The organism is Campylobacter concisus (assembly GCF_003048675.2).
Lineage (GTDB): Bacteria > Campylobacterota > Campylobacteria > Campylobacterales > Campylobacteraceae > Campylobacter_A > Campylobacter_A concisus_F.
In genome coordinates this window covers 846039-867482 of sequence record NZ_CP060707.1, presented here as the reverse complement: position 1 = coordinate 867482, position 21444 = coordinate 846039, and the positions used below count along the sequence as shown (strand labels likewise).

Genomic DNA, 21444 nt, shown 5'->3' with positions numbered 1-21444 from the left:
TGTGGAGGCTTTATTACTTAATAACTCCGCAAAGCATTCTAGCGCCGCCACCGCCAAGTGCTTTTGGCTGGTCGCTGTGGTTGTCGCCACCGACGTGAACCATTAGCGAGTGACCTTTTAGCTCGTCAAGATTTTTTATCTTTGGAGCTAGCACTGGGTAGTTTGCATTGCCCTCGGCATCTACGTAAAGTGCTGGTAGATCGCCTTTGTGACCCTTGTCGTCCCATGCGAATGAGTGCATCTTTGTCTCAGCTGGATCCCAGTGACCGCCTGCTTTCATGCCTAGACCTTTCTCGGTCGCGCCACAATCAGCATTTTGATGAACGTGAAAGCCGTGAAGTCCCGCAGGAAGACCTTTTAAATTTGGAAAAAACGCAACGCCGTAGTTTGTCTTAACAGCCACTACTTCGCCAACACTCTTATCGCCCTTTTCGCTTAGCTCATTAACTGGGATCACAAGATGCTCTCCAGCCTTTGGATCAAAGTGATGACCCTCGTGAGCAAAAAGCAAAGTTCCTAAAACTGCACTTAGTAAAACGATTTTTTTCATACAAGCTCCTTATGGATAAAATTGTATGGCAAGTCTATCCTAAATTTAAAAATTTAGCAATAATTTTTATTTTTTGAGATTTTTTACGATGGTTTCTAGCTCTTTGCTCTGCCCTATCCTGTAAAGCGCAAAGTCGTATTTTATCGGGTCAAGCTCGTCAAATTCTCTAAGTTTTTTTGTAAGATCCATGACCGCTTTGAAGTCGTAGCTCTTTCTGTTTATAAGTCCTAAATTTAATGAAACCCTATGCGTATGCACGTCAAGTGGCATCAAAAGTCTATCTTTTGACAAATTTTTAAATAATCCAAGGTCGATGTCGCTATCTCGCACCATCCAGCGAAGATACATGTTATAGCGTTTATATGGACTTTGCGGCTCTTTGCTAAAGCTCTTACCAAAGAAAAACTCATATCCGTCTGAGCGGTAAGAATTTAGTCCATATATAAATTTAATAAGCTCATTTACTGCTTCTATCATCTCACCATTTTTTACAAGCCCTTGGCGCAAAATTTCTTCTATGCCGCCCTCTTTTTTCAGGCGTGAAAGTGTGATGAAAATTTCTTTTACATCATTTTCATTTTGAAAGCGGTATTTAAAATTTGACAGATTTTTCTTGATATTTTTCTCGCTCTCATCAAGCAAGCTAAAATCAAGCGAATTTAGAAATTTCACTATCATTTTTGCGTTGCCATAGGCAAATAACGCACAAATGAGCGCTATGTTTGGCTCTTTAAATTTAGTAGCCACTTGAAGAGGATCTGGGGCGTCAAATAGCCCCGAATTTGTATTTTTACTAAGTACGTGTGCGTCTAAAAGGCTCTTTAGTTCGCTCATTGTTTTAGTGAAAGAAGGGTGTCTAGCATCTGATCAACGGTCGTGATGATCTTTGCAGCTGCGCCGTAGCTTGCTTGAAAGCGGATTAAGTTTGTAAGCTCTTCGTTGGTATCTACGCCGCTTGTTGATTGAAATTCCTCTTCAGCAGTCCTTTGCAAAGATGTGTTTGTGTCGTGGATAGTGTTGTTCGCCTCGGTATCGCTTGCCATATCGGTCGTAAAATATCGGTAATATCCCTCGATCGTCTCATCTCTGTCAAGCGCAGTGCCACTTGAGTAAAATGTCTGCTTTTGGTACTGAAGCTGGATCATCTTGTTTGCAACTTCGTTGTTACCCACGACTGGCTTTGAGTAGGCACGAAGCTTTGTGTGATCCTGAGTGAAATTTTGATTGATACCTATTGTATTTGAGTTTGTACCAGAGAAAAATCTGTTGATACCAACAACGCCTGGGAAATTTGTGCCGTGATCGACTATTGAGATGCTATAAAGCCCTTGAGCTTGCTTTGGTATGAGCGCAAATGTGCCTTGATGCGTGTTTTTATCATAAAAATACGACGCTTCAAAGAAGTCATCGACGTCATTTAGCATGTTGTTGTCGTTATTATCGTCTGAATTTGAGTTAAAATCCTGCACAACAGAGTTGCCGTATTTTGTATCATTCATCGTCGTTGTGCCGTTTATCTCGATAGTTTTTTTAGCTACGACGTTACCCTTGTTGTCATAAACGATAGCATCAAAACTGCCGTTTCTTATGCTGTTGTCGTGGTTCATCAGCGTCTTGTCGTTTTCTAGATAGCTGATCGGATCTGAGTTTGAAATTTCAACCGCAGACTCGGCATAGACGTTGTTTGTGCTAGTTATTAAAGTTTTTGAAAATGTATTTAGGTTGTCGATATATTTTTGGATGATACCATCGCTAAATTTATCATTATCTGGCTCGTAGTTACGGCCTCTAAGATCAAGCGCGGCGCCTATCTTGCCATTTGTGATCTTCTCCTCCATAGGGATACGTCTGCCATCTTCTCTTTCATAATAAATTTTAGTGTATTGCCCACTCTCGGTTGAGCTCATAGAAATTTCATGAAAATTTACACCATCAACGATACTCACACCGCCGATATTTAGGTTGTAGTATCTTCCTTGATCGCTTATGCCTGTATCTATCCTTGACTCGCTTTTTAGATCGCTTTTATAAACAGCCGTATTTACTAGCTTTGACATAGCAAGCTCTAGCTCATCGCGCTTGTCGCGAAGGTCGTTTGCGTTTATCTTGATGCCAGCGTCCGCACCTGATTCAACTCTTTGAATTTGTTTATTGATATTTGCTATTTGCTTGCCAAGTGAGTTTATCTCGTTTATATTTATCTTTATAGTCTCATCTATCTGAGTATGCATATCATAAAGCATCTTTGATGAGCGGTTGATGCTAGCTGTTAAAACGCTAGCTTTATTTATCAAATTTACCTTTTGAGCGCCCTCGTCTGGGTTTGAAGCAAAGTTATTCCACGCTGCAAAATACTCTTGGATATCTTTTACCATGCCGTTATCTTTTAGATCTGGGAAGTATTTTGTCGCCTCTTGTAAAATTCTTTGTTTATAGCCTGTATTTTCTAAATTTGATGATGAATATTTTAATCTTGAGTAGGCAAACTCATCGTGAAGTCTTGTCACAGTATCTACTTGCGTACCTGTGCCAACGCCACCAGGGACTGTGTTCATCGCTGGAGATGCAGACTGGACTACGCGCTGCCTTGTGTAGTAGTTACTATCGGCGTTTGTTATGTTGTTTCCAGTTGTGCTTATTTGCACTTGGGCTGCATTTAGCCCTGAAACGCCTGTGCCTAATGACATAAAGATATTAGCCATTTTTTAAACCCTTGATTTGTAAAAATTATTATCTGTGCCGCTGCCGTCTTGGCCATACTCATTTACCTGAGTGCCAAAGACCTTTTTGCTAAGCGAGTCGAAAAACTCCTTAACAACAACGACGTGTCTTGCATATTCTTTATTTACTTTATGCAAAATTTCAAGCTTTGAACGCATAAGCACTAGCTTTGACTTCACTTCATCATCTAAAACGTTTGCAAGTGTCGTCGTGCCACTCTCTTTTGAAACCCTTAGTAGCTCTTTATCCAAAGCTCTTTTGGTATCTTCAAAAGCACGCACAAGAGCATTTTTCTTCTTCACGCTCTCATCAACGCTTGAGTGTTTCGCCTCTTTTATATTGGCGATATCTTGCATCGTTAAATTTATAAGCTCGTCTAGCTCACCTATGGCCTCGTCCAAAAGCTTCTTTATCATTTAAATTCCTTTAAATTTAGAGCAACGCATCAGCCACAGCCTTAGCTGTTTTTGAGATATCCACCTGATAGGTGCCATTTGCTATTGCATCAGCTATCTCTTTTACTCTTGCGTTTTCGTTTGTTTTTACTTCTTTGTTTTCATTTTCAACTCTAGCATCGCTATTTTTATTTAGCGTATTTGCCTGGTAGTTTGGTCTTTGGTTCAAAGGAGTTATCATATCCATACCTCTTAAAATAAAATGTTTATATCACTACATCGGCAAAATATAAATTTACTTAAGAGTCTCTCTTTAAAAAATCGTATAAAAGTTCTGAAAAACCTAAATTTCCACTCAAAGCTTTGCTCATAGCGTCATTATACATAGACCTGTAAATGTCGCTGCCAGCGGCTTTTGGATAGAGTGAGTTATGCTCATCTTCTTTTAAAGCGATATCAAGAACAGCTTTTACCATATATGCTTCAAAAGCGTCAGTTTGCTCTTTTAAAAGTGCATCTTGTTTGGCATTTGCATTTTTTATCTTGTTTGCTGAGATGTCATTATATGAATTTAGTGCTAGGGTGTTGTCTATTTGCATTATATTATCTCCAGATCTACTTGTATCGCGCCAACTCGTTTTAAATTTTCAAGTATCGAGATGATATCACTTGGTGTTGCACCAAGTTTGTTTAGCGCTCTTGTCACGTTTGCAACGGTTGTTTTCTCGCCTGAAATTTTAAGTAAATTTTGACTAGGAGCCACCGAGGTGTCGCTACCTATATTTACATCATTTTGCGCCGCCTCTTCGTAACTGTTTGGCTCTATCTTTATTGTAATTGCGCCATGAGTTATCACAACTGGACTAACTACCGCGTTTATACCGCTAACTATCGTGCCAGTTCTCTCATCAACTACGATCTTCTCATCTGGCTTATACTCCACATCAAGATCAAGCACAGCGCTTGCAAGCTCGATGATACTAACGTCATCTGGCTTTTTAACGATAACCGTTCTTGGATCGATCGCCTTTGCAGTGTCGTCTGAGATATTTGCATTTATGGCATTTTGGATATCAAGAGCGGTTTTAAAATTTGTATCTTTAAGGCTTAGTTTTATACTATCTTGGTTGTAGATGTCGTAAGTGACCTCGCGCTCCACAAGGGCACCATTTAAGATAGCACCAACGGTTGGGTGGTTGCCGCCACTTCTGCCTGCACTCTTGCCACCGATGCTTAGAGGTCCTTGAGCCAAAGCGTAGATATCGCCATCAACGCCTTTTAGTGGGGTCATAAGAAGGGTACCACCTTGCAAGCTTTTTGCATCGCCGATAGATGAGATCTCGATATCAAGCTTGTCGCCATGCCTTGCAAATGCAGGCAATTTTGCTGTCACCATAACAGCAGCTGCGTTTTTAGACTTGATATCATCTGGATTTATCTTGACATTTACGCCTTGAAGCATGTTTGATAGCGACTGGATCGTAAATTTTGACGTTGAGCCATCCCCTGTGCCGTTTAGTCCGACGACTAAACCATAGCCTATTAGCTGATTATCCCTTACGCCAACGATATTTGCAAGCTCTTTTATCTGCGTAGCAAAGGCTGAAGTAGCTATCACTGAAGCTGCTACAAAAGATAAAAATTTATTCATATTTTTTCCTAAAATTTAGCTATTTTAGGTTTTTAAAGCAAAAGATGTTCCAAAATTTACTGAAAATAAGAGAGAGAAGTAGCTCCAAATTTTTTAAATTTAACAAGTTTAAATGCAGAAATTTCATCGCCAAATTTAAAATCGCTGTTATGCTCAAAAACTATCATATAAATTTTCTCTTTTTTTAGCTGCGAGATCAAATTTACAAGCTTTTCATAGATATCATCAAAGCCAGCCCTTATGTCAAATGGCGGATCAAGATAGAGTAAGACCTTGCCGTTTTGCGAATTTACAAGATCAGGCAAGAGCGCAAAGCTATCGCCATTTATCGCTTTTAAATTTGAACTTTGCAGGCTTGCAAGATTGCTTTGCGTGATCTTAAAAGCAGCCCTATCTTTTTCGATAGCGATAGCCTCGCGCGCTCCGTTGCTAACAGCCTCGCTTGCCATCACGCCGCTTCCGCCAAAGCCCTCTATAAATGTAAGCGAATAAATTTCATCTCTAATGACGTTAAAAAAGGACTCTTTTACGATGCTTTTTGTGCTTCTTGTCGTGCTTAGACTTGGCAATTCAAGCCTTTTGCCTTTAAATTTACCACTTGAAATTTTGGTGTAGAGTTTCACTGATTTGCCCTTAAAATTTCAAGCAGATCAGCTTTAAATTTATCAATTAGTAGTGATACTTTTTGCTCCAAGCTCTTTTCATTTACTATCTGATCTGGCTCTTTTGCCTTTGAAATTTGCGTGGCTGAGTAAAACTCCTCGAGTGTATCAAGAAGAGTGGCTCTTGTGAATGGATGAGAAAGATGAGCGTTTTTACCTATTATAAATAGCGGTTTTTTTGTGACGATCTCGCGGTCACTTACTACAAAATCACAATCCTTATGATGAGCGGCTAAATTTCCACAAAAAAGCAGCAAAGTCTTTTGCAGCAAAATGCAGTCGCATTCAAATGAAATTTTCATATCCCGTCCTATAAATTTTGCTCGATTTTAACCTAAATAATCAAAAATTTATATAAATACTAAAGGAATTTAAAATTTTACCGATGTAGGAGCTAGCGTAAGTTTTAAGGAGTAAAACTATGGAAATTTTCAAAGCAGCGGCAAATCAAACACTTGATGCAAGCATGAGCACGTCGGCTCAGCGTCAGATAGACAGCAGACCTATCGAGCACTCTGATGTCAAAGTAAATGCCGACAAAAACGGCAAGTCAAAGGATGCTAACGAGCTAGATGGACTTAGCAACGAGGATCTTGCTAGAAAAACAAGAGAGGTCACTGATAGGCTAAACTATCAGATGCAGCAGCTCGATACTAATGTAAGATTTGCTTACAACGAGAAGTTAAATTTAATGGTAGTGCAAGTAAAAGACGCCAAAACAGGCGAAGAGATAACACAGCTTCCGAGCAAGGAAGCTATAAAAATCAGCGAGTATTTCAAAGAAAGTATCGGAATACTTTTTGACAAGGAGAGTTAAAAATGGCAGTAGGTAACATAACAAATTTAGGCATCGGTACAAAAAATAGCGGCCTAAACGACGAGCTTATCAAGAAACTAAAAGATGCTGATGAGGCTGGACAGATCAAACCGCTTACAACAAGGCTGGAGAAAAATGAGCTTAAGCAAAAGGACCTTGCGGCTCTAAAAACTCTTGTTAGCAACGTAAATGTTAGTGGTAAGACACTTGGCGGCGAGGCACTTTATCTAAAAAGAAATACCAATAACGCCGGTAAAAGCGTCACTGCTTCAGCGGCAAACGGCGTTAGCGTGCAAAGCTTTAGTATCGACGTGCAAAAACTTGCTCAAAAAGACACATTTCAAAGCAAGAATTTCAAAAATTCTTCAAGCATGGTGGGTGCGACAAATACTGGCTCGTTTGATGTTGAGATCGATGGACAAAAATTCTCTATCGGTGTGACAAGATCGACAACTTATCAAGATATCGTTGATAAGATAAATGACGTAAGTGGCGGTAAATTGCAAGCTAGAATTTTAAATGTTGGTGGCGATAAACCAAATCAAATAATGCTTCAATCAGGCAGCACTGGTGCTACACAGACTATCAAATTTTCAAACGATACAGCTGGCATTTTAGACAAGCTTGGCTGGGATGATACGCAGTTTCAAGATACAGACGAGCACGGCACAGCGCTAACAAATCCTGATGGCACACCAAAGATGACATCAAATTTGGAGAAAAATAGAATTCTAAAAGCACAAGATGCAGAATTTACATATAACGGCGTAAATATCAAAAGAAGCAAAAATAGCTTTGATGATCTAAGACCTGGCGTAAATATCACGCTAAATGAGACTGGCAGAACAAATGTCAGCATCTCTCAAAACACTGAAGAGGTCGTAAAAGCGGTTGAAGAGTTTATAAAAGACTACAACCTAATGACAATGAACCTTGAGATCGCTACTAAGTATGACGAAGAAAAAGGTGCTGGTACTTTCCAAGGTGTGAGCGAAATTTCAAGCCTTAGATCAAACATCGGACGTCTAGTAAATGGTCAAGATAGCGAAGGCAAAGCGCTAAGTAAATTTGGCATAGTGCCTGACAAAGACGGTCAGCTTCAGCTTGATCTAAATAAATTTAACGCAGCTCTTAGCAAAGATCCAGAAGAAATTCAGAAATTTTTTATGGGTTCAAGCAAGACTGAGCCGATAAGCTACATGGGTAACTCAACCGTTAGCGCAGGTGCGTTAAATATCCAAGCTGGTGATCTAACGATAAATGGCAAGTCAGTTATATTTTCAACCACAGCTGGCGGGACAGCTGAGGACAACGCTCTAAAGCTTCAACAAGCTATCAATGATGCTGGCATCGAGGGAGTCACAGCTAGTCTTGATCAAAGCGGCAAGAGGATCATATTAAAAAGAAGCGATGGCGAAAATATCGAAGTAAAAGGCAAGGCTTCTGCACTAGCAACTCTTGGCATGAGCGAAGCCACTGTAAATCCAGTGACTAAAAAAACTGATGGACTTTTCACAAAGCTAGCTAAGATGCTTGATGGTGCTGTTGGCAAAAAAGGCACGATGATAGCTATGCAAAATCAGCTAAAAGATGAGAGTGAGTCTATCACTAAAAATAAAGAGAGCACTCAAAAGCTTTTAGATGAGAAATATACAACGATGCAAGAGCGCTTCATCAAGTATAACTCTATCATCGCAAGTTTAGAAAATCAGTTCTCAACTCTAAAATCAATGATAGATGCTGAGCTAAACAATAAGAACTAAGAGAGAAAAATGAATCAAAGTGCATATAGTGCATACGCACAGTCGAGTTTCGGGGGCATCGAGTCCCCGACTAAATTAATAGAAATGCTTTATGATGGAATTTTGAAATTTATATTTCGCACCAAAAAAGCGATCGAAGCTGGAGATATAGAGAAAAAAGTCTATTATATAAACAGAGCAAACGCTATCTTTGTCGAGCTTTTAAACTCGCTTGATTATTCTCAAGGCGACGTGGCTCACTACCTTAGCGGACTTTATACAAGGCAGATGCAGCTTCTTGCTATGGCAAATATCCAAAATGATATTAACGCGCTAAATGAAGTAACAAATGTCGTAAAGCAGTTATCAGAAGCATGGAGGGAGGTAACATCAGGTGAATAGCTGGATCAATGAATTTAAGCTAGCATTAATAAACGAAGATACAAGAAAGCTAGCTGCACTATCACAAAGCTTTAGCGAAGATATGTTTAAAAGCTTAGCTTCGGCAAAGGAAGCACAAGCGCTAATTGGCGGTGCGATAGAGCTTTTTAAAACTAAATCTTCACACATCCAAAACGAGCTTACAAAACTACAAAAAGCTCAAAAATACGTAAAAAACTAATCTAAACTCAAACTTTCAAGGCACGGCATATTTGCCGGTTCTGTCTTGAAAAACTTTTAAATTTACTAACTGCTTGCTACTTGAAATTTACTCTAAATTTAAGCGAAGGCACGGCGTTAAGCCGAGTTCTGTCTTGAGCGATCATTTATCTACGCTTGCTTTTACAAACAAGCTCTAGCGAAGGGTTTTAATATAAGACCAAAACCATCCCTTCTTACTGCAAGTTGGGTTTATATGGCCACGCAAGTTACCAAGCGCGCCGGTGGGCTCTTACCCCGCCGTTTCACCTTTACCGCCAAGGCGGAAGTTTGCTTTCTGTTACACTATCCCTTAGGTTTCCCTAGCCATCCGTTAGATGGAACTTTGTCTTATCGCAGCTCGGACTTTCCTCTTTTGCAAGATGCAAAAGCGACCGCTTACCGTGCCAGAGCGTGATTATATTTAAAAATATATAAATTTACCCTGCGACCAAATTTTTCATTAAATTTTGCAAATTTATCTAGGAGTTTTTTTGATTTTTGAGCATAAATTTTGTCACAACTTGGTATGAAATTAATTTTTTTATTTAATCTTTTTAAAATTTCTTTACAAAATCAAGAGTAAAACGCTCCAAATTTCACTTTTTTGTTATTTTGCTTTGAACCTTAAATAAATATAATAAAACAGACAACAAATCAACAAAACGATATAAATTTAAATTTTAATCCCTCAAAAGCGCAAAAGTTCTTGCTTTTGCCAAACTATAAATTTTGCTTAAAAAGCCAAATTTAAATAGCAATTTTTATAAATTTACTCCAGTTTCATAAAAGTTATAATTATAAATATAAAGCAAACAAAAATTTTAAAAATTCGTTATTTTTTTCCCCAAAATTCTATATGTTTTACGAGAAAAATTTGTATAATAAACCCTTAAAATCTAAACCAAGGAGGATATAGATGAATTTGCGTAGCATCTTAGTCAAGGTCTCAGCGGTCATCGCTTTAGTTCTTGCCATTTGTATGGCTTGCTTTGTATTTTTTATATCACATGTCTTAGAGCGTGAGATCAAGGAGGGAGTAGAAACAACTATCCAGCAAAACGTTGCGCTTGCGATGGACACAGTTGAGCTATTTGATGAAGATAACGAAGATAATGCAAAACTATATATGCATGTCTTAAAAGAAGCTTTAGGTAACATAAGAGCCACTAGCCAAACCATAAAAACTGAAAATGACGACGCTTTAGAGCTTATCTCAGACAAAATGGGCGTGTTAAATAACAACCATGAGATATCTGATAAGATCAAAAAGCTAACAAACGGCGGTATCCCAACCATCTTTGCAAAATCAGGCAATGAATTTGCTGCTGTATCTACCTCACTTTTACTAGACGATGGTAGTAGAGCGCTTGGTATGCTAAATAAAACGATCTATCCAAAGATGATGAACAAAGAAACATATGTGGGTGCTTTAAATATTTTTGGTAGAAACTATATGTGTGTTTATGAGCCAGTCGTTCAAAACGGCGAAGTTGTAGCGGTTTTATTTATAGGTTACGACTTTACTGAAGGCCTAGAAGATCTTCAAAAGACAATGTCACAAATGAAGCTAGGCGAGCGTGGCTACTTCTCTATCTTTAATACAAAAACAAATGTCTATGACATCCACCCAAAACTAGCTGGCAAAGCACCAGAAGGTCAGCTAAAAGATGTAGTTGATGACATAGTAAAAACTAAAGAAGGTGTCAAACTCATAAATGTTGATGGAGTTGAGAGAGTAGTTGCTTTTGAGCCATTTGACAAGCTTAACTGGATCGTGCTTGGCTCAGCTGTTACTGATGACTTTTTAACACCTCAAAAGGTAGTTAGCAAAAACTTCATCATCGCAAGCATTATAGTTACATTGCTTCTTATCATAGTATCTATCTTCTTGCTTAAAAAGCTAGTTGCAAATCCTATCGATAGACTAGGAGCAAATTTAAATGCTATAACATCTGACTTTACTCTTAAAATCCCAATCTACGGCAAAGATGAGATAGCTAAAATAAGTAATGATATAAATAACTTCATAGAGCGCATAAGAGTGCTTATAAGCGATACTAAAAACCTTTCAAGCGAAAACAGCTCAGTCGCAAACGAACTAAGCTCTACCTCACTTCAAACAGGCAAACGCGTAGAAGAATCAACCCAGATCGTTGAAGAGACAAATCAAAGATGTAAGTCTATGCAAGAAAGCATGAAAGAGTCTCTATCTATAGCTCAAGCTGGCAAAGATGATCTTCAAAAGGCAAGCACTCATATAAAAACAGCAACTGATGCTATCAGATCTCTATCATCTCAGATTGTTAATTCTGCTAATGTTGAAAATCAAATGGCTGGCAAGATCGAGCAGCTTAGCCGTGACGCTGAGCAGGTAAAATCAGTCCTTGTTGTTATCAACGATATCGCCGATCAGACAAATTTACTAGCTCTAAACGCAGCTATCGAAGCAGCAAGAGCAGGCGAGCATGGACGTGGCTTTGCAGTCGTTGCTGACGAGGTTAGACAGCTAGCTGAGAGAACTCAAAAATCTCTAACAGAGATAAATGCAACTATCAACGTTATCGTTCAAGCGATAAATGATAGCAGCGAGCAAATGGGCATCAACTCTAAGCAAATTCAAGAGCTAACCCACGTTGCAAGCGACGTTGAAAAGACGATAAATGATATGAGCGCAACGATGAATAACGCCATAGCGATGTCTGATAAGACTATGCAAGACTACATCGCAACTGGCAAAAACGTAAATGAGATCATGGATGGCATCTCAGAGATCAATCAAATTTCATCTGAAAATGCTAGAAGTGTCGAAGAGATAGCTTCTGCAGCTGAACATCTAAACAAGATGACAGATGCGCTAAATACAAAACTAAGTGTCTTTAGAACTTAAGTTTTTACCTCTTAAATTTAATGTTTTTTAGGTCTAGCTTTGGCTAGACCTTTTTAAATTTCACCTAGCTAAATTTAGCTAGCAACCCTTTTTGCCCTATCTTTAAATTTAGCCTATTCAAATATATTTTTATGCAAAATTTCTTCTAACACAACTGTGGCATATGAGCCCTTTTGAAGTGTGAAATTTAGACTAAAGTGAGCGTTTTCTTCGTTGTATTTGTAGCTTGTATTTTCTAAATACGCCCAGTTAAAGCGCCTTGAACCAGCGATCTTTGAAGTAAGCAAAAACGCCTCAGCGAAAATTTCATCCTCAAGCTCTTTTGCTACGCCGCTTGCCTCATAGGCCTTTGCACCGACAATGAGACCAAGGCTTGTGATATCGCGCCTAGCAAATCTTTGCGCCTCTTGATCTAAATTTTCACACAAAAAGAGCTTACCAAATGGATAGTGCCCCAAAACCTCTCCAGGAAGCAGCTTAAAAAAGCTCTCCTGCGACTTCATCACCTGGAGAATTCCTTTGCTAAATTTTTTATAAATTTCGCCTAGCTCATTTAGGCTAAAGTCGCTTACAAACCTTGAAATTTCGACCCTTTTGCTAAGATAGCGGTTAAAAAGATCACTTTGATAGGCTGAGATCAAAAAGTCATTTAGCTTTACATTTTTACTCTTTTTGCCATTTATCGTGCCGTTTTTAAGAAGTTCTAGCCCAGTTACTGCGTTGTCGCCAAATTTACCAAAGCGCTGATAGCCAAAGTAGTTTGCATAGCCCATTTTATCGATATTAGTAAATGCCTGCTCGAGCTTTTTAGCGCTACTTGGCAGCACCTTTTTTAGGCGGATAAAAAAGCTATTGCCCTTTAGATGTCCGATGTGAAGCTTGTTTTTATGCACGTTTAGGTTTAAAATTTTCATCTTTTCGTGGCTAAAGTTTGCAAGCGCACTCTCAAATTTACGAGGCATAGAGATAAACTGCGTAGTCATCCCCTGCTTGTCCTTTAGTCCAGCATAGCCAAAGTCACGCATTTTTGCCCCTGTAACCTCGCTTAAGGCGTGCAAAGCATCGCTTGTCGTCATATCTTTTTTAGAAATTTCAACGATCAAGTGCTCGCCGTCGCCACTAAATTCATAAAGTGGTATCTCGCGCACGACAAAATCATCTGAATTTTTAGAAAAATATGCCTCGATGGGCGCATGAGTGAGCGCATAGAGCGGCTTAAAAGTGGTGGCTTCTTGCATTTTGTCTTAACCTTTTGTGTGAAATTTTTGCAAAGATATTGATCTTTGTCCTAGTTTTTGCGGCGATCCTTTTGATAGCGCTTAAATTTTTAGGGCTAAAGGTAAATAAAACCTCATACTCCTCGCCGCTACTAAGCTCAAATTTGCTTAGTTTTTTTGTAAATTTAGCGCCCTTTTTGCTAGCTTTTAAAAGCTTGCCAAGGTCGGTATTTAGCCCGTCTGAGATATCCATGGCAGAGTTTATAAGATGAGCTACTTTGTAAAAAAACTTATCTCTTAAAACGGGCCTTTTAAATCGTGAGTTTTTTGAAATTTGAGCTAGTCTTAGAAGCGAATTTAGCCCCTTTTTGCTCCCGCCAAGCTTGCCAGTAAATGCGACTAGATCGCCGAATTTAGCATTTTTTCTTAGCACAGCTCTGCCCTTTAGCTCACCGATCACGCTAACGCTTATGTTTAAAATAGGGCTACTTATCGTGTCGCCGCCTATTATCTTTACGCCAAACTCCTCGCACGCCCTATTTATGCCGCTACTTAGCTCGCTGATCTGGCGCGGCGTGAAGCTCTTTGGCAGACTAAGCCCTAGAAGAGCAAATTTAGGCTTAGCATTCATCACGATCGTATCTGAAAAATTTACGATCATCGCCTTGTAGCCGATCTCTTCAAGGCTTAGCCAGCCAAGCTTAAAGTGCGAATTCTGCGCAAAAATGTCCTTGCTAAAGACCGTTTTGTCGGCAACCGCCGCGTCATCGCCGATATATTCGTTACTAAAGCATGCAATCGTAAAATTTTCTTTATCCATTGAGCTATTATAATGAAACTCCTTTTAAATTTAGGATAAAATAAGCCCAAAAAAAGGATACAGATGCAAAGAGTTGAGATTTTTAGATTTGACGCGAAAAGAGATGTTTTGGCATATTTTAAGCCCTATTTTTTAGAGATTTCAGACTTTGCAAACTTAAACGAGCTTTTTGCCCACGTAAAGAGTATAGACCCATACTTTAGCCCATTTGAAGGCTTTGTCAAGGTAAATGGTGTCGTAGTTAGCACCGCTCAGCCACTTGCAAATTTAGCTCAAAAATTTGGTAGCGAGCTTTGCATAGCCCCGCTTGATGAAAAAAGAGCTGTTTTAGACCTTGCCATAAATGATGATGACTTTTGGGAGAAATTTGAGCCATTTGCTAGCTTTTGTAAAAGAGCTGACAAAGAGCTTTACGCTAGCTTTAAGCCATATTTCTACGCTGATTTTGTGAGAGAGTATGAGCCAAATTTCATAGGAGCTGCCGCGATAATGCTAGCTCATCATCTTTATAAAAACGAGAAAAATGATGAAATTTTAAAGCTAGTTGGCGCTAAAAATGGCGTTTTGATAGCCTGTGAGCTTGATGATCTGCTCTTTAAAGGTAGCGAAAAATACACCGAAGCGATTGATTTTTTCAAAGAAATTTTAGGCGTAAAAGATGCAAAAAAGCACGAAAACGAGCTTGAAAAGATAGAAAAACTTAGTAAATTTAAAGATTTTAAGATAGCCATAAAAGATAAACTGCCCGCAAATTTAAGCGCATACAAGGCAAATTTTATAGAGCTAAACGCCAAAACGCCTTGCGGATATGATCTTTTAAAGACTGATGAAGAGCTAGCTTGCAAGCTTGCTAGTAAGATAGTTTTTGCTGCATTTGATAGTGGGGCTGACTTTTTGCTAGCTAGCAATGAAGCGGAGTTTCATATCTTTGACACGCTAGCAAAAAAGCTTGAAAAAAGTGCCAACAGAAGCTTGCAAGACTTTTACGTCTTAAGAGTAAGCGAGCTAATGGCGCTTGAAAATGGCGAGATACCAAGCGGCCTAAAAGAGCATGTTTTAAAGGTCGGTTTGGTAAATTTGTGAGCTAAATTTACTACGTCAAATTTAATGCCTTATGGCACTTGTGCGATTTTAAATCTTGTATTTAGGGTTTATATTTTTTCTAAAAACAAAAAACATCATCCAAAACAAGCCATTTTAAACGCTTGTGAGATTAGATTACGCTTTAAGATAACAGCAAGTAAGCTATGTATTGACTATCGTCAAAGCTAACAATAAAAACCAAGAACACTCAAATTAAAAAGTGTTTTTAAAAATCAGACAACAAATTTAAGAGTTTTAAAGCCTCCATAGAGCCTATTAAATTTAAATTTTCAAATGCTTTATTCTAAATTTTAACCTCTCATGCGATCTTTGTATATTTGAAACACAGGTAAAACTTGTAAATTTTATTTTTATTACAAACAACGGAGCTCTCCCCTAAAAGCAAAACGTCGGTAGTTAAAGGTAAATTTTCAAACTAGAGTTGTCAAATTTATGATCCATTTTTACTAGCCACTTCTAAAAATTATGCTTACATTTGCCTTGCAGTACAAAAATCAAAACAGCAGATGATCTTTAAAAAACTTGATTTAGTAAATTTTGACCAAATTTCGGCTATATCTAAATTTATAACACCGCTACCTATCGGTACAAAAATAGCGCGAGCCAAAAAAACAACCAAGCAGATCGCCACACAATGGCATTATCTAGCAAATTTATAAGCCAAATTTACTAGCTTTATTTTAAATTTTGTCAAGCTTGCTTTTAAATTTGTTCTCTTGCACCAAATTTGTTTTAAAGCAAAAGACCAGTAGGCAAGGTTTTATAGTTCAACGCAAAACAAGCACGTAGCCTAACTTAAAATACTTTAAATTCCACAAGCTCACTATTTTAAATTTGATCCAATACGCTAACTTTAACCACTTAAAAACTAAAAAAATTATTAGCAAAAGTCAGGCAAGTAGGCTTTGTATTTACATGCAAATTTACCCAAGAGCAGATAAAACACAGCTTTATAAAAACACGCCTATAATCTGCTAACTTTGTTAAGTTTAAATGTTTTGACACTTTCAGTTTTTAAAAAAAGTTTTCAAACTTCTGTTTTTTAAATTTAAATGTTTTAACACTTCTAGCTTTTAAATTTAAAAGTTTTTGCGCTCATCGCAATAGATCAAATTTAAAATTTCCTAGCACACCACTCTAAATTTTACCTCCAATAAAGCAAAATCATATTATTTTACATAATTTTTTACATATTATTTTTAGTATTTTAAGAAAATTGAAGTGCTAAATTTAAAAATTTTCGTTTGCGCCAACCAAGCCAACAGAAAACCTAGAAAAACAGATAAATTTAACTAGAAATTTTATGCTGTGATATAAAAATAGCCTTAAACTAAGCCATTGTTAAGTGTAGAAGCTGATCTATTTTAAATTTCAAAGCAAATTTATCAAGCCAAAAATGATGAATCAAATTTAAAGCCTAGCAATAAAGGGATTCGCCGATACGACTATAAGCGAGCTTGAGCGATCACACCGGCTTTTATACGAGGGTTGAGCCATTTTTAGTGATGGAGGTCACGGCGATAACGAGCAAGCCCCCCAGCATTTCACACGACTGCGACCGGCAAGCAGTCACTTAAATATACGTATATGGGCTGGGCTACGGAGCGCATTTTCTTACCTCTTTTACGCACAACCACCCAAAGCCACTAGGCTACAACCCTACCCAAATATCTCAAATTTGCTAAAAAGCTCTGGCTCATCTTTCACTACGCCTCGTTTAACAAGCTCAGCCACCACTTCGCGGTCGCAGTCAGTTTGCATAGGCCAGCCACGAGTATATCCCTCTAGCTCGTCCTTGCTCGTCGCATTTACGCAGAAATTTTCGCCATCAATGTAGATATCACGCAAGGCGTCAATATTGTTTGTCACACGCCAAAGCAGCATATATGGGTTTTCTAGGTAGTTTTGCATATCGACGACAACAAGAAGCTTGAAAAATTCTTTAAATACTAAAAGCTTGATAAAGAGTTCTTTTACAGGGCTTTCTTTTTCAAATTTCACCATGCAAATAGGCGTTTTGCTCTCTTTTTTAAACTGCCTAAGCTCCTTAACATTTGGCACAACGCTTTGAAATTTAGCCAAAAGCTCGTTATCGCTTAAAACCACAGGGGTAAATTTACAAAAATCCTGCGTCGCGTCGATGCCTAGCTTACCACCAAAGCACGAGTTTGGACTGGCGTGATCGAGCTGATCGCACACACCTTGGCTTATCAGCACACTCTCACTGCCAAATCTATCAAGCACAAAGTCCGCAAATTTATCGTATTCTGCTAGCTCTGGTGCATCGTTACCAACAAAGATAGCGTGCTTTACAAAGCTCATCTGCCCAACGCCCCAAAATGCGTGCATCGCCTGCTTTGCGTGCGCTGGATAAAGGGCATTTATCTTGGCTAGGATAAGGTTGTGAAAAACACCATTTTCAGGCATGTTGTAGTCAAGTAGCTCTGGCACGGTCGTTCGCAAAAGTGGCAAGAAAATGCGCTCAGTCGCCCAGCCCATATACTTATCCTCAAGCGGCGGCTTGCCAACTACGGTCGCGTGAAAGACAGGGTCTTGCTTACTCGTTATCGCCGTGACCTCCATCACTGGAAACGGCTCAACCGGCGTATAAAAGCCGGTGTGATCGCCAAATGGCCCCTCAAGCTCGCTCTTAGTCGTATCGACAAAGCCCTCTATCACGTAGTCGGCGTCTTGCGGGACGTAAATTTCATTAGTGAGCGACTTTACAAGCCTTGCTGGCTCTTTGCGGATAAAGCCGTAAAGTAGCAGCTCAAAGACGCCCTTTGGCAGCGGCGCTTGACCGCACCAGATATAGAGCGGATCGCCACCGATCGCCACAGAGACTGGCATCTTTTTGCCAGCGCACTTATACTCGTGAAAGAAATTTGCGCCGTCTTTGTGTATCTGCCAGTGCATGCCGAGGCGATTTTTATCATAAATTTGCAGTCTATACATGCCTAAATTTTGCAGCGCACCGTCTAGGCTTTGCGTATAGACCTGCCCCATCGTGATAAAAGCACCTCCGTCATGCGGCCAGGTCTTTAGCGCAGGCAGGCTCAAAAGATCAGCCTGCTCGCCCATAAATTTGACCTGCTGGCACTCGCCCTCGCCTTTTAGCCTTTTGGTAAAAATTTTTCTCATACTAAAAAGATATGATAAAAAGTCAAGCTTCTCTTTGAAATTTTCAGGCTTTTTGGGCTTTAAAAGCCTCTCTATCTGGGCTGCGATCTCATCAGGCTCCACGCCAAATATCAGCTCAAGCGCCCTTTTTGAGCCGTAGATATTTGTAAGCACAGGGGCAAATTTACGCCCAGTTTTTTTGCAGACTGGGTTTGTAAAAAGTAGTGCTTGTGAGCCCTCACGCTTGACCTCGATGTAGCTAGCGTGTGCGATCTCTAGGTCGATATCTGTTGGCTCATCGATCACCCTAAGTAGGCCGTTATCTTTTAAAAGCTTGATGTAGTCCATATTTTTCCTTAAATTTTTAAAGATGATAGCCAAAATTTACTTTATTTATCACAGGCAGTTAGCTCGTAAAAAGGCGTTTTGCCTGCCACATCCTGAAAAAGTAAATTTACGCCATGCAGAAACTATTTGAAATTTAGCAAAATTGGGCTAAATTTGTCGTTTTATTAAGAAATTTTAGAGAGAGATATGGGAAATTTACTAAAAATAGGCGATCACATCTTCGTAGACAGAAGCGTGTTTGGCGTAAAGCTTTACGAACATCACGGCATCTACGTCGGAAATGATATGGTCGTGCATTATAACGGCTTGGCGCGTGGGATCGTGCTTGAAAAAAGCTGTTTTGAGGAGATCTTAAGCAACGTCGTACCGCTAGATAAACGCAACATCGCAAAGGTAGAGATGACTAGCCTCGAGGAGTTTGCTAGTGGCGATACTTGGCAGATAAAAGAGTATACAAATGCGCCATTTAGCGGCCAGGAGGTGGCGCGTCGGGCTAAGGAGCGCGTAGGCGAGCAAAAATACAACCTGCTCATCAACAACTGCGAGCACTTTTGCAACGAATGCGTCTTTGGCGAGCATGTGAGCCAGCAAGTGCAAAATGTGAAGCAAAATTCCGCCCTATTTAGTGAGATAGAGCCGTTTTTAGAGCAGGTCATAAGCGCGCTTTTTGGGGCGCAGAGTAAGGACGATATCAAGCAAGTTTTTGCAAACTCACTCACCAAACTCGCCCAAAATAGCAAGGATAGCGCAGAACAGAAAGCTCGCGAGATGATAAAAGAAAAAGGCAATGAGATAAATTTACAAATAGAAAAATTTATGAGCAAAAATGCCGAAATGAACGCTATGTTTAATAAGATCGGCGAGGATCTAAGAGCAAAGATCGCAAGGGATTTTAATATCAAATTTTAATCCAGTGTGGTTTTCAAGAGCGTTGTAAAGGCGTTTTGGCTTCTAGCTATGTGCGCTACTTTTGCCGTTTGTGGATTTTTATCTAAATTTTTTAGCCGTAAAATAGCGGTAAATTTAAGCCATTTTTGGTCACTTCTCTTTTAGTTTTAGATGAAGTAGCGCAGTAAAGTTTTTGGTTTTCAAGCTATGCAAAACTGCGTTAGTTGTACGATATGTAGCTTTTATTTATCCAAATTTTAACTTTTATTACCACAAAATGGCAGTAAATTTTAAAAATTTCGTATTTTAACTACCTTAAAATCATACGGCAAATTTAACCCGCAAACCCACCTTGCCCGCCTCAAAATTTAACCAAAGTCACCATATCATCATAAATTTACCAGACACAGCAAACCAGATTTATCTAATTTATCAAATTTGGCAAGCCTTTTGGCAGCCCACCAAATATCTGCATTTTAAAACGCTTTATGCGAGTTTTACTTTGCTAAATTTACTCGCCATCTAACACCATAAAGCTGCAGTGAAATTTAAAAAATTTGAACTTTTTAGCAAAAAGATTAAATTTACAACTACTCTAACAGCTCGCCAAATATCTCTTTGCTATATTTCATAAAGCGCTCATTAAGCTTAACGCCCTCGGTATCTACGCAAATGAGGCTATCTTGCACCTCAAAAATAATGCTCATATCAGTGATCTTCACCCTTTTGCAAGCGTTGTAGCAAATGTCGCCATTACACTCTGCATATAGACCGTTTATCTCGACGTTTTCGTCGTCGCCCTTTTTTAGTTTGATCGGTCTTTGAAAGATTATGTAGTTTTTGTAGTCATATTTGTCGTCTGCAAGACCGATCATATAGTAGTTGTCTTTGCTATTTTTGGTGGCGCTTATGGCTTTTGCTTTAAAATTTATCTCAAACACGCTTACGCCATCTCTTCAGCGCGCCTTAAAAGCTCTTTCGCCCCTTTTTCTATAAATTTATGCGCTAGTTCTTTGCCGATGCTTTGAAATTTATCTTTGCTAGTCTTTAAGCTATCTTTTATAAACTCGCTTCCATCAGGCAGACCAACGATCGCATTGATAGAAATTTCATCACCTTTTAGCCTTGCGCTTATGCCTATTGGCACTTGGCAGCCACCCTCTAAAACGCTTACGAAGTCACGCTCTATGGTCGTTTCGATGACCGCATTTTCATCATTTAAAAAAGAGATCTCATCTAAAATTTGCTTCTCATCTCTAGCCTCGACGCCAAGAGCACCCTGACCCATCGCAGGTATCATCTCGTCAAAGCCAAATGTGTAGATGTGCGCCACTTCAGCCTTGATATTTAGGCGGTTTATGCCAGCCATAGCTAAAATGATCGCGTCAAATTCGCCCTCTTTTAGCTTTCTAAGTCTAGTTTGCACATTTCCACGAAGCGAGATGATCTCAAGATCAGGTCTCATGATAAGTAGCTGCATCTTGCGGCGCAGGCTCGTTGTTCCAACCTTTGCGCCGTGCGGTAGGTCGCTAAATTTAGCAAATTTCTCACTTATCATCGCATCTCTTGTGTCCTCGCGTGAGCAAATGGCCGCTAGTTTAAGCCCTTCTGGAAAGACTACTGGCACGTCTTTTAGGCTATGGACTGCGATGTCAGTCTCGCCTTTTAGCATGCTATCTTCAAGCTCTTTTGTAAAAAGCCCTTTGCCGCCGATCTTGGCTAGTGGCGTGTCAAGGATCACATCGCCCTTTGTCTTCATACCCTCAAGCACGACCTTCACGCCCTTGTGCTGCGCCTCGATCCTAGCCTTGATATGCTCGCTTTGCCAAAGTGCTAAGATGCTCTTTCTAGTTGCTATTTTTATCTCTTTCATCATCTCT

General features: G+C 39.3%; 21 protein-coding genes, 1 other RNA gene and 3 pseudogenes. 10 read left to right on the top strand and 15 right to left on the bottom strand.

Annotated elements, in window-relative coordinates:
* Positions 1-13 precede the first annotated feature (13 nt).
* The 9 genes from CVT00_RS04375 to CVT00_RS04335 form a co-directional block, all read right to left on the bottom strand.
* Positions 14-550: a superoxide dismutase family protein gene (locus CVT00_RS04375; RefSeq protein WP_002942317.1), complete on the bottom strand. Its 537-nt coding sequence runs from the start codon at positions 548-550 to the stop codon at positions 14-16.
* 66 nt (positions 551-616) lie between these two features.
* Positions 617-1384 carry a TIGR02757 family protein gene (locus CVT00_RS04370; protein ID WP_107915543.1) on the bottom strand — a complete coding sequence of 256 codons (768 nt, stop codon included), beginning with the start codon at positions 1382-1384 and terminating at the stop codon, positions 617-619.
* Complete coding sequence (gene flgK / locus CVT00_RS04365; RefSeq protein WP_002942291.1) at positions 1381-3252, bottom strand: flagellar hook-associated protein FlgK; 1872 nt, start codon at positions 3250-3252, stop codon at positions 1381-1383. The genes CVT00_RS04370 and flgK overlap by 4 nt, the downstream gene beginning before the upstream one ends.
* A 3-nt stretch (positions 3253-3255) precedes the next feature.
* Positions 3256-3687: a flagellar export chaperone FlgN gene (locus CVT00_RS04360; RefSeq protein WP_107915541.1), complete on the bottom strand. Its 432-nt coding sequence runs from the start codon at positions 3685-3687 to the stop codon at positions 3256-3258.
* Positions 3688-3703: 16 nt separating this feature from the next.
* Positions 3704-3907: a flagellar biosynthesis anti-sigma factor FlgM gene (locus tag CVT00_RS04355; protein WP_035142326.1), complete on the bottom strand. Its 204-nt coding sequence runs from the start codon at positions 3905-3907 to the stop codon at positions 3704-3706.
* 58 nt (positions 3908-3965) lie between these two features.
* On the bottom strand, positions 3966-4265 hold the full coding sequence (locus tag CVT00_RS04350; protein WP_107915539.1) for a rod-binding protein: 300 nt from the start codon (positions 4263-4265) through the stop codon (positions 3966-3968).
* Entirely contained in the window at positions 4265-5317 is a 1053-nt protein-coding gene (locus CVT00_RS04345; RefSeq protein ID WP_107915537.1) for a flagellar basal body P-ring protein FlgI, read from the bottom strand. Before CVT00_RS04345 ends, CVT00_RS04350 begins: the two co-directional genes overlap by 1 nt.
* 56 nt (positions 5318-5373) lie before the next feature.
* Positions 5374-5940 carry a 16S rRNA (guanine(966)-N(2))-methyltransferase RsmD gene (rsmD, locus tag CVT00_RS04340; RefSeq protein ID WP_107915535.1) on the bottom strand — a complete coding sequence of 189 codons (567 nt, stop codon included), beginning with the start codon at positions 5938-5940 and terminating at the stop codon, positions 5374-5376.
* Complete coding sequence (locus tag CVT00_RS04335; protein WP_012001654.1) at positions 5937-6281, bottom strand: hypothetical protein; 345 nt, start codon at positions 6279-6281, stop codon at positions 5937-5939. The genes rsmD and CVT00_RS04335 overlap by 4 nt, the downstream gene beginning before the upstream one ends.
* Positions 6282-6400: 119 nt before the next feature.
* On the opposite strand from CVT00_RS04335, the gene CVT00_RS04330 reads away from it, so the two are divergent.
* The 4 genes from CVT00_RS04330 to CVT00_RS04315 are packed head-to-tail and all read left to right on the top strand — an operon-like array spanning position 6401 to position 9160.
* Positions 6401-6796: a FlaG family protein gene (locus CVT00_RS04330; protein WP_002942325.1), complete on the top strand. Its 396-nt coding sequence runs from the start codon at positions 6401-6403 to the stop codon at positions 6794-6796.
* Between the two features lie 2 nt (positions 6797-6798).
* Positions 6799-8559: a flagellar filament capping protein FliD gene (gene fliD / locus CVT00_RS04325; RefSeq protein ID WP_107915533.1), complete on the top strand. Its 1761-nt coding sequence runs from the start codon at positions 6799-6801 to the stop codon at positions 8557-8559.
* Positions 8560-8568: 9 nt separating this feature from the next.
* The gene (fliS, locus tag CVT00_RS04320; RefSeq protein WP_009293744.1) at positions 8569-8940 is read left to right on the top strand and encodes a flagellar export chaperone FliS; all 372 of its coding nucleotides are present in this window, start codon (positions 8569-8571) and stop codon (positions 8938-8940) included.
* Positions 8933-9160: a hypothetical protein gene (locus CVT00_RS04315; protein WP_012001652.1), complete on the top strand. Its 228-nt coding sequence runs from the start codon at positions 8933-8935 to the stop codon at positions 9158-9160. Before fliS ends, CVT00_RS04315 begins: the two co-directional genes overlap by 8 nt.
* Positions 9161-9261: 101 nt before the next feature.
* Here the strand turns inward: CVT00_RS04315 and rnpB are convergent.
* An RNA gene (gene rnpB / locus CVT00_RS04310) (RNase P RNA component class A) lies at positions 9262-9588 on the bottom strand.
* Between the two features lie 508 nt (positions 9589-10096).
* Between rnpB and CVT00_RS10475 the strand changes: the two are divergent.
* Positions 10097-11209: pseudogene (locus tag CVT00_RS10475) on the top strand (Cache 3/Cache 2 fusion domain-containing protein); the annotation flags it as partial.
* A gap of 303 nt (positions 11210-11512) precedes the next feature.
* A pseudogene (locus tag CVT00_RS10470) lies at positions 11513-12067 on the top strand (methyl-accepting chemotaxis protein); the annotation flags it as partial.
* 113 nt (positions 12068-12180) lie between these two features.
* On the opposite strand, the gene truD reads toward CVT00_RS10470, so the two are convergent.
* Positions 12181-13305 (bottom strand): tRNA pseudouridine(13) synthase TruD, encoded by a 1125-nt coding sequence (gene truD, locus CVT00_RS04300; RefSeq protein ID WP_103559046.1) that lies wholly within the window; start codon positions 13303-13305, stop codon positions 12181-12183.
* Entirely contained in the window at positions 13283-14104 is an 822-nt protein-coding gene (locus CVT00_RS04295; RefSeq protein ID WP_107915451.1) for a thiamine-phosphate kinase, read from the bottom strand. Before CVT00_RS04295 ends, truD begins: the two co-directional genes overlap by 23 nt.
* 63 nt (positions 14105-14167) lie before the next feature.
* Here CVT00_RS04295 and CVT00_RS04290 point away from each other — a divergent pair, with 63 nt between their 5' ends.
* The 3 genes and pseudogenes from CVT00_RS04290 to CVT00_RS10465 all read left to right on the top strand — a co-directional run.
* On the top strand, positions 14168-15187 hold the full coding sequence (locus CVT00_RS04290; RefSeq protein ID WP_107915449.1) for a hypothetical protein: 1020 nt from the start codon (positions 14168-14170) through the stop codon (positions 15185-15187).
* A 527-nt stretch (positions 15188-15714) separates the two neighbouring features.
* Complete coding sequence (locus CVT00_RS04285; protein ID WP_159071278.1) at positions 15715-15867, top strand: hypothetical protein; 153 nt, start codon at positions 15715-15717, stop codon at positions 15865-15867.
* A gap of 804 nt (positions 15868-16671) precedes the next feature.
* A pseudogene (locus CVT00_RS10465) lies at positions 16672-16843 on the top strand (UbiD family decarboxylase domain-containing protein); the annotation flags it as partial.
* A 24-nt stretch (positions 16844-16867) separates the two neighbouring features.
* Here CVT00_RS10465 and CVT00_RS04280 read toward each other — a convergent pair.
* Complete coding sequence (locus CVT00_RS04280; RefSeq protein WP_103559049.1) at positions 16868-18676, bottom strand: menaquinone biosynthesis decarboxylase; 1809 nt, start codon at positions 18674-18676, stop codon at positions 16868-16870.
* 186 nt (positions 18677-18862) lie between these two features.
* Here CVT00_RS04280 and CVT00_RS04275 point away from each other — a divergent pair, with 186 nt between their 5' ends.
* Complete coding sequence (locus CVT00_RS04275; protein ID WP_103607809.1) at positions 18863-19585, top strand: lecithin retinol acyltransferase family protein; 723 nt, start codon at positions 18863-18865, stop codon at positions 19583-19585.
* A gap of 569 nt (positions 19586-20154) precedes the next feature.
* Here CVT00_RS04275 and CVT00_RS04270 read toward each other — a convergent pair.
* Positions 20155-20505, bottom strand: coding sequence for an Imm10 family immunity protein (locus CVT00_RS04270; protein WP_103559051.1), 351 nt, complete (start codon positions 20503-20505; stop codon positions 20155-20157).
* A gap of 2 nt (positions 20506-20507) precedes the next feature.
* Positions 20508-21437 (bottom strand): hydroxymethylbilane synthase, encoded by a 930-nt coding sequence (hemC, locus tag CVT00_RS04265; protein WP_103559052.1) that lies wholly within the window; start codon positions 21435-21437, stop codon positions 20508-20510.
* Between the last annotated feature and the right edge of the window lie 7 nt (positions 21438-21444).

Bases quoted from the DNA above. Each gene is read 5' to 3' on its own strand.
- CVT00_RS04375 (WP_002942317.1), bottom strand. From the start codon at position 550: ATGAAAAAAATCGTTTTACTAAGTGCAGTTTTAGGAACTTTGCTTTTT.
- CVT00_RS04370 (WP_107915543.1), bottom strand. From the start codon at position 1,384: ATGAGCGAACTAAAGAGCCTTTTAGACGCACACGTACTTAGTAAAAAT.
- flgK (WP_002942291.1), bottom strand. From the start codon at position 3,252: ATGGCTAATATCTTTATGTCATTAGGCACAGGCGTTTCAGGGCTAAAT.
- CVT00_RS04360 (WP_107915541.1), bottom strand. From the start codon at position 3,687: ATGATAAAGAAGCTTTTGGACGAGGCCATAGGTGAGCTAGACGAGCTT.
- CVT00_RS04355 (WP_035142326.1), bottom strand. From the start codon at position 3,907: ATGATAACTCCTTTGAACCAAAGACCAAACTACCAGGCAAATACGCTA.
- CVT00_RS04350 (WP_107915539.1), bottom strand. From the start codon at position 4,265: ATGCAAATAGACAACACCCTAGCACTAAATTCATATAATGACATCTCA.
- CVT00_RS04345 (WP_107915537.1), bottom strand. From the start codon at position 5,317: ATGAATAAATTTTTATCTTTTGTAGCAGCTTCAGTGATAGCTACTTCA.
- CVT00_RS04335 (WP_012001654.1), bottom strand. From the start codon at position 6,281: ATGAAAATTTCATTTGAATGCGACTGCATTTTGCTGCAAAAGACTTTG.
- CVT00_RS04330 (WP_002942325.1), top strand. From the start codon at position 6,401: ATGGAAATTTTCAAAGCAGCGGCAAATCAAACACTTGATGCAAGCATG.
- fliD (WP_107915533.1), top strand. From the start codon at position 6,799: ATGGCAGTAGGTAACATAACAAATTTAGGCATCGGTACAAAAAATAGC.
- fliS (WP_009293744.1), top strand. From the start codon at position 8,569: ATGAATCAAAGTGCATATAGTGCATACGCACAGTCGAGTTTCGGGGGC.
- truD (WP_103559046.1), bottom strand. From the start codon at position 13,305: ATGCAAGAAGCCACCACTTTTAAGCCGCTCTATGCGCTCACTCATGCG.
- CVT00_RS04295 (WP_107915451.1), bottom strand. From the start codon at position 14,104: ATGGATAAAGAAAATTTTACGATTGCATGCTTTAGTAACGAATATATC.
- CVT00_RS04290 (WP_107915449.1), top strand. From the start codon at position 14,168: ATGCAAAGAGTTGAGATTTTTAGATTTGACGCGAAAAGAGATGTTTTG.
- CVT00_RS04285 (WP_159071278.1), top strand. From the start codon at position 15,715: ATGATCTTTAAAAAACTTGATTTAGTAAATTTTGACCAAATTTCGGCT.
- CVT00_RS04280 (WP_103559049.1), bottom strand. From the start codon at position 18,676: ATGGACTACATCAAGCTTTTAAAAGATAACGGCCTACTTAGGGTGATC.
- CVT00_RS04275 (WP_103607809.1), top strand. From the start codon at position 18,863: ATGGGAAATTTACTAAAAATAGGCGATCACATCTTCGTAGACAGAAGC.
- hemC (WP_103559052.1), bottom strand. From the start codon at position 21,437: ATGAAAGAGATAAAAATAGCAACTAGAAAGAGCATCTTAGCACTTTGG.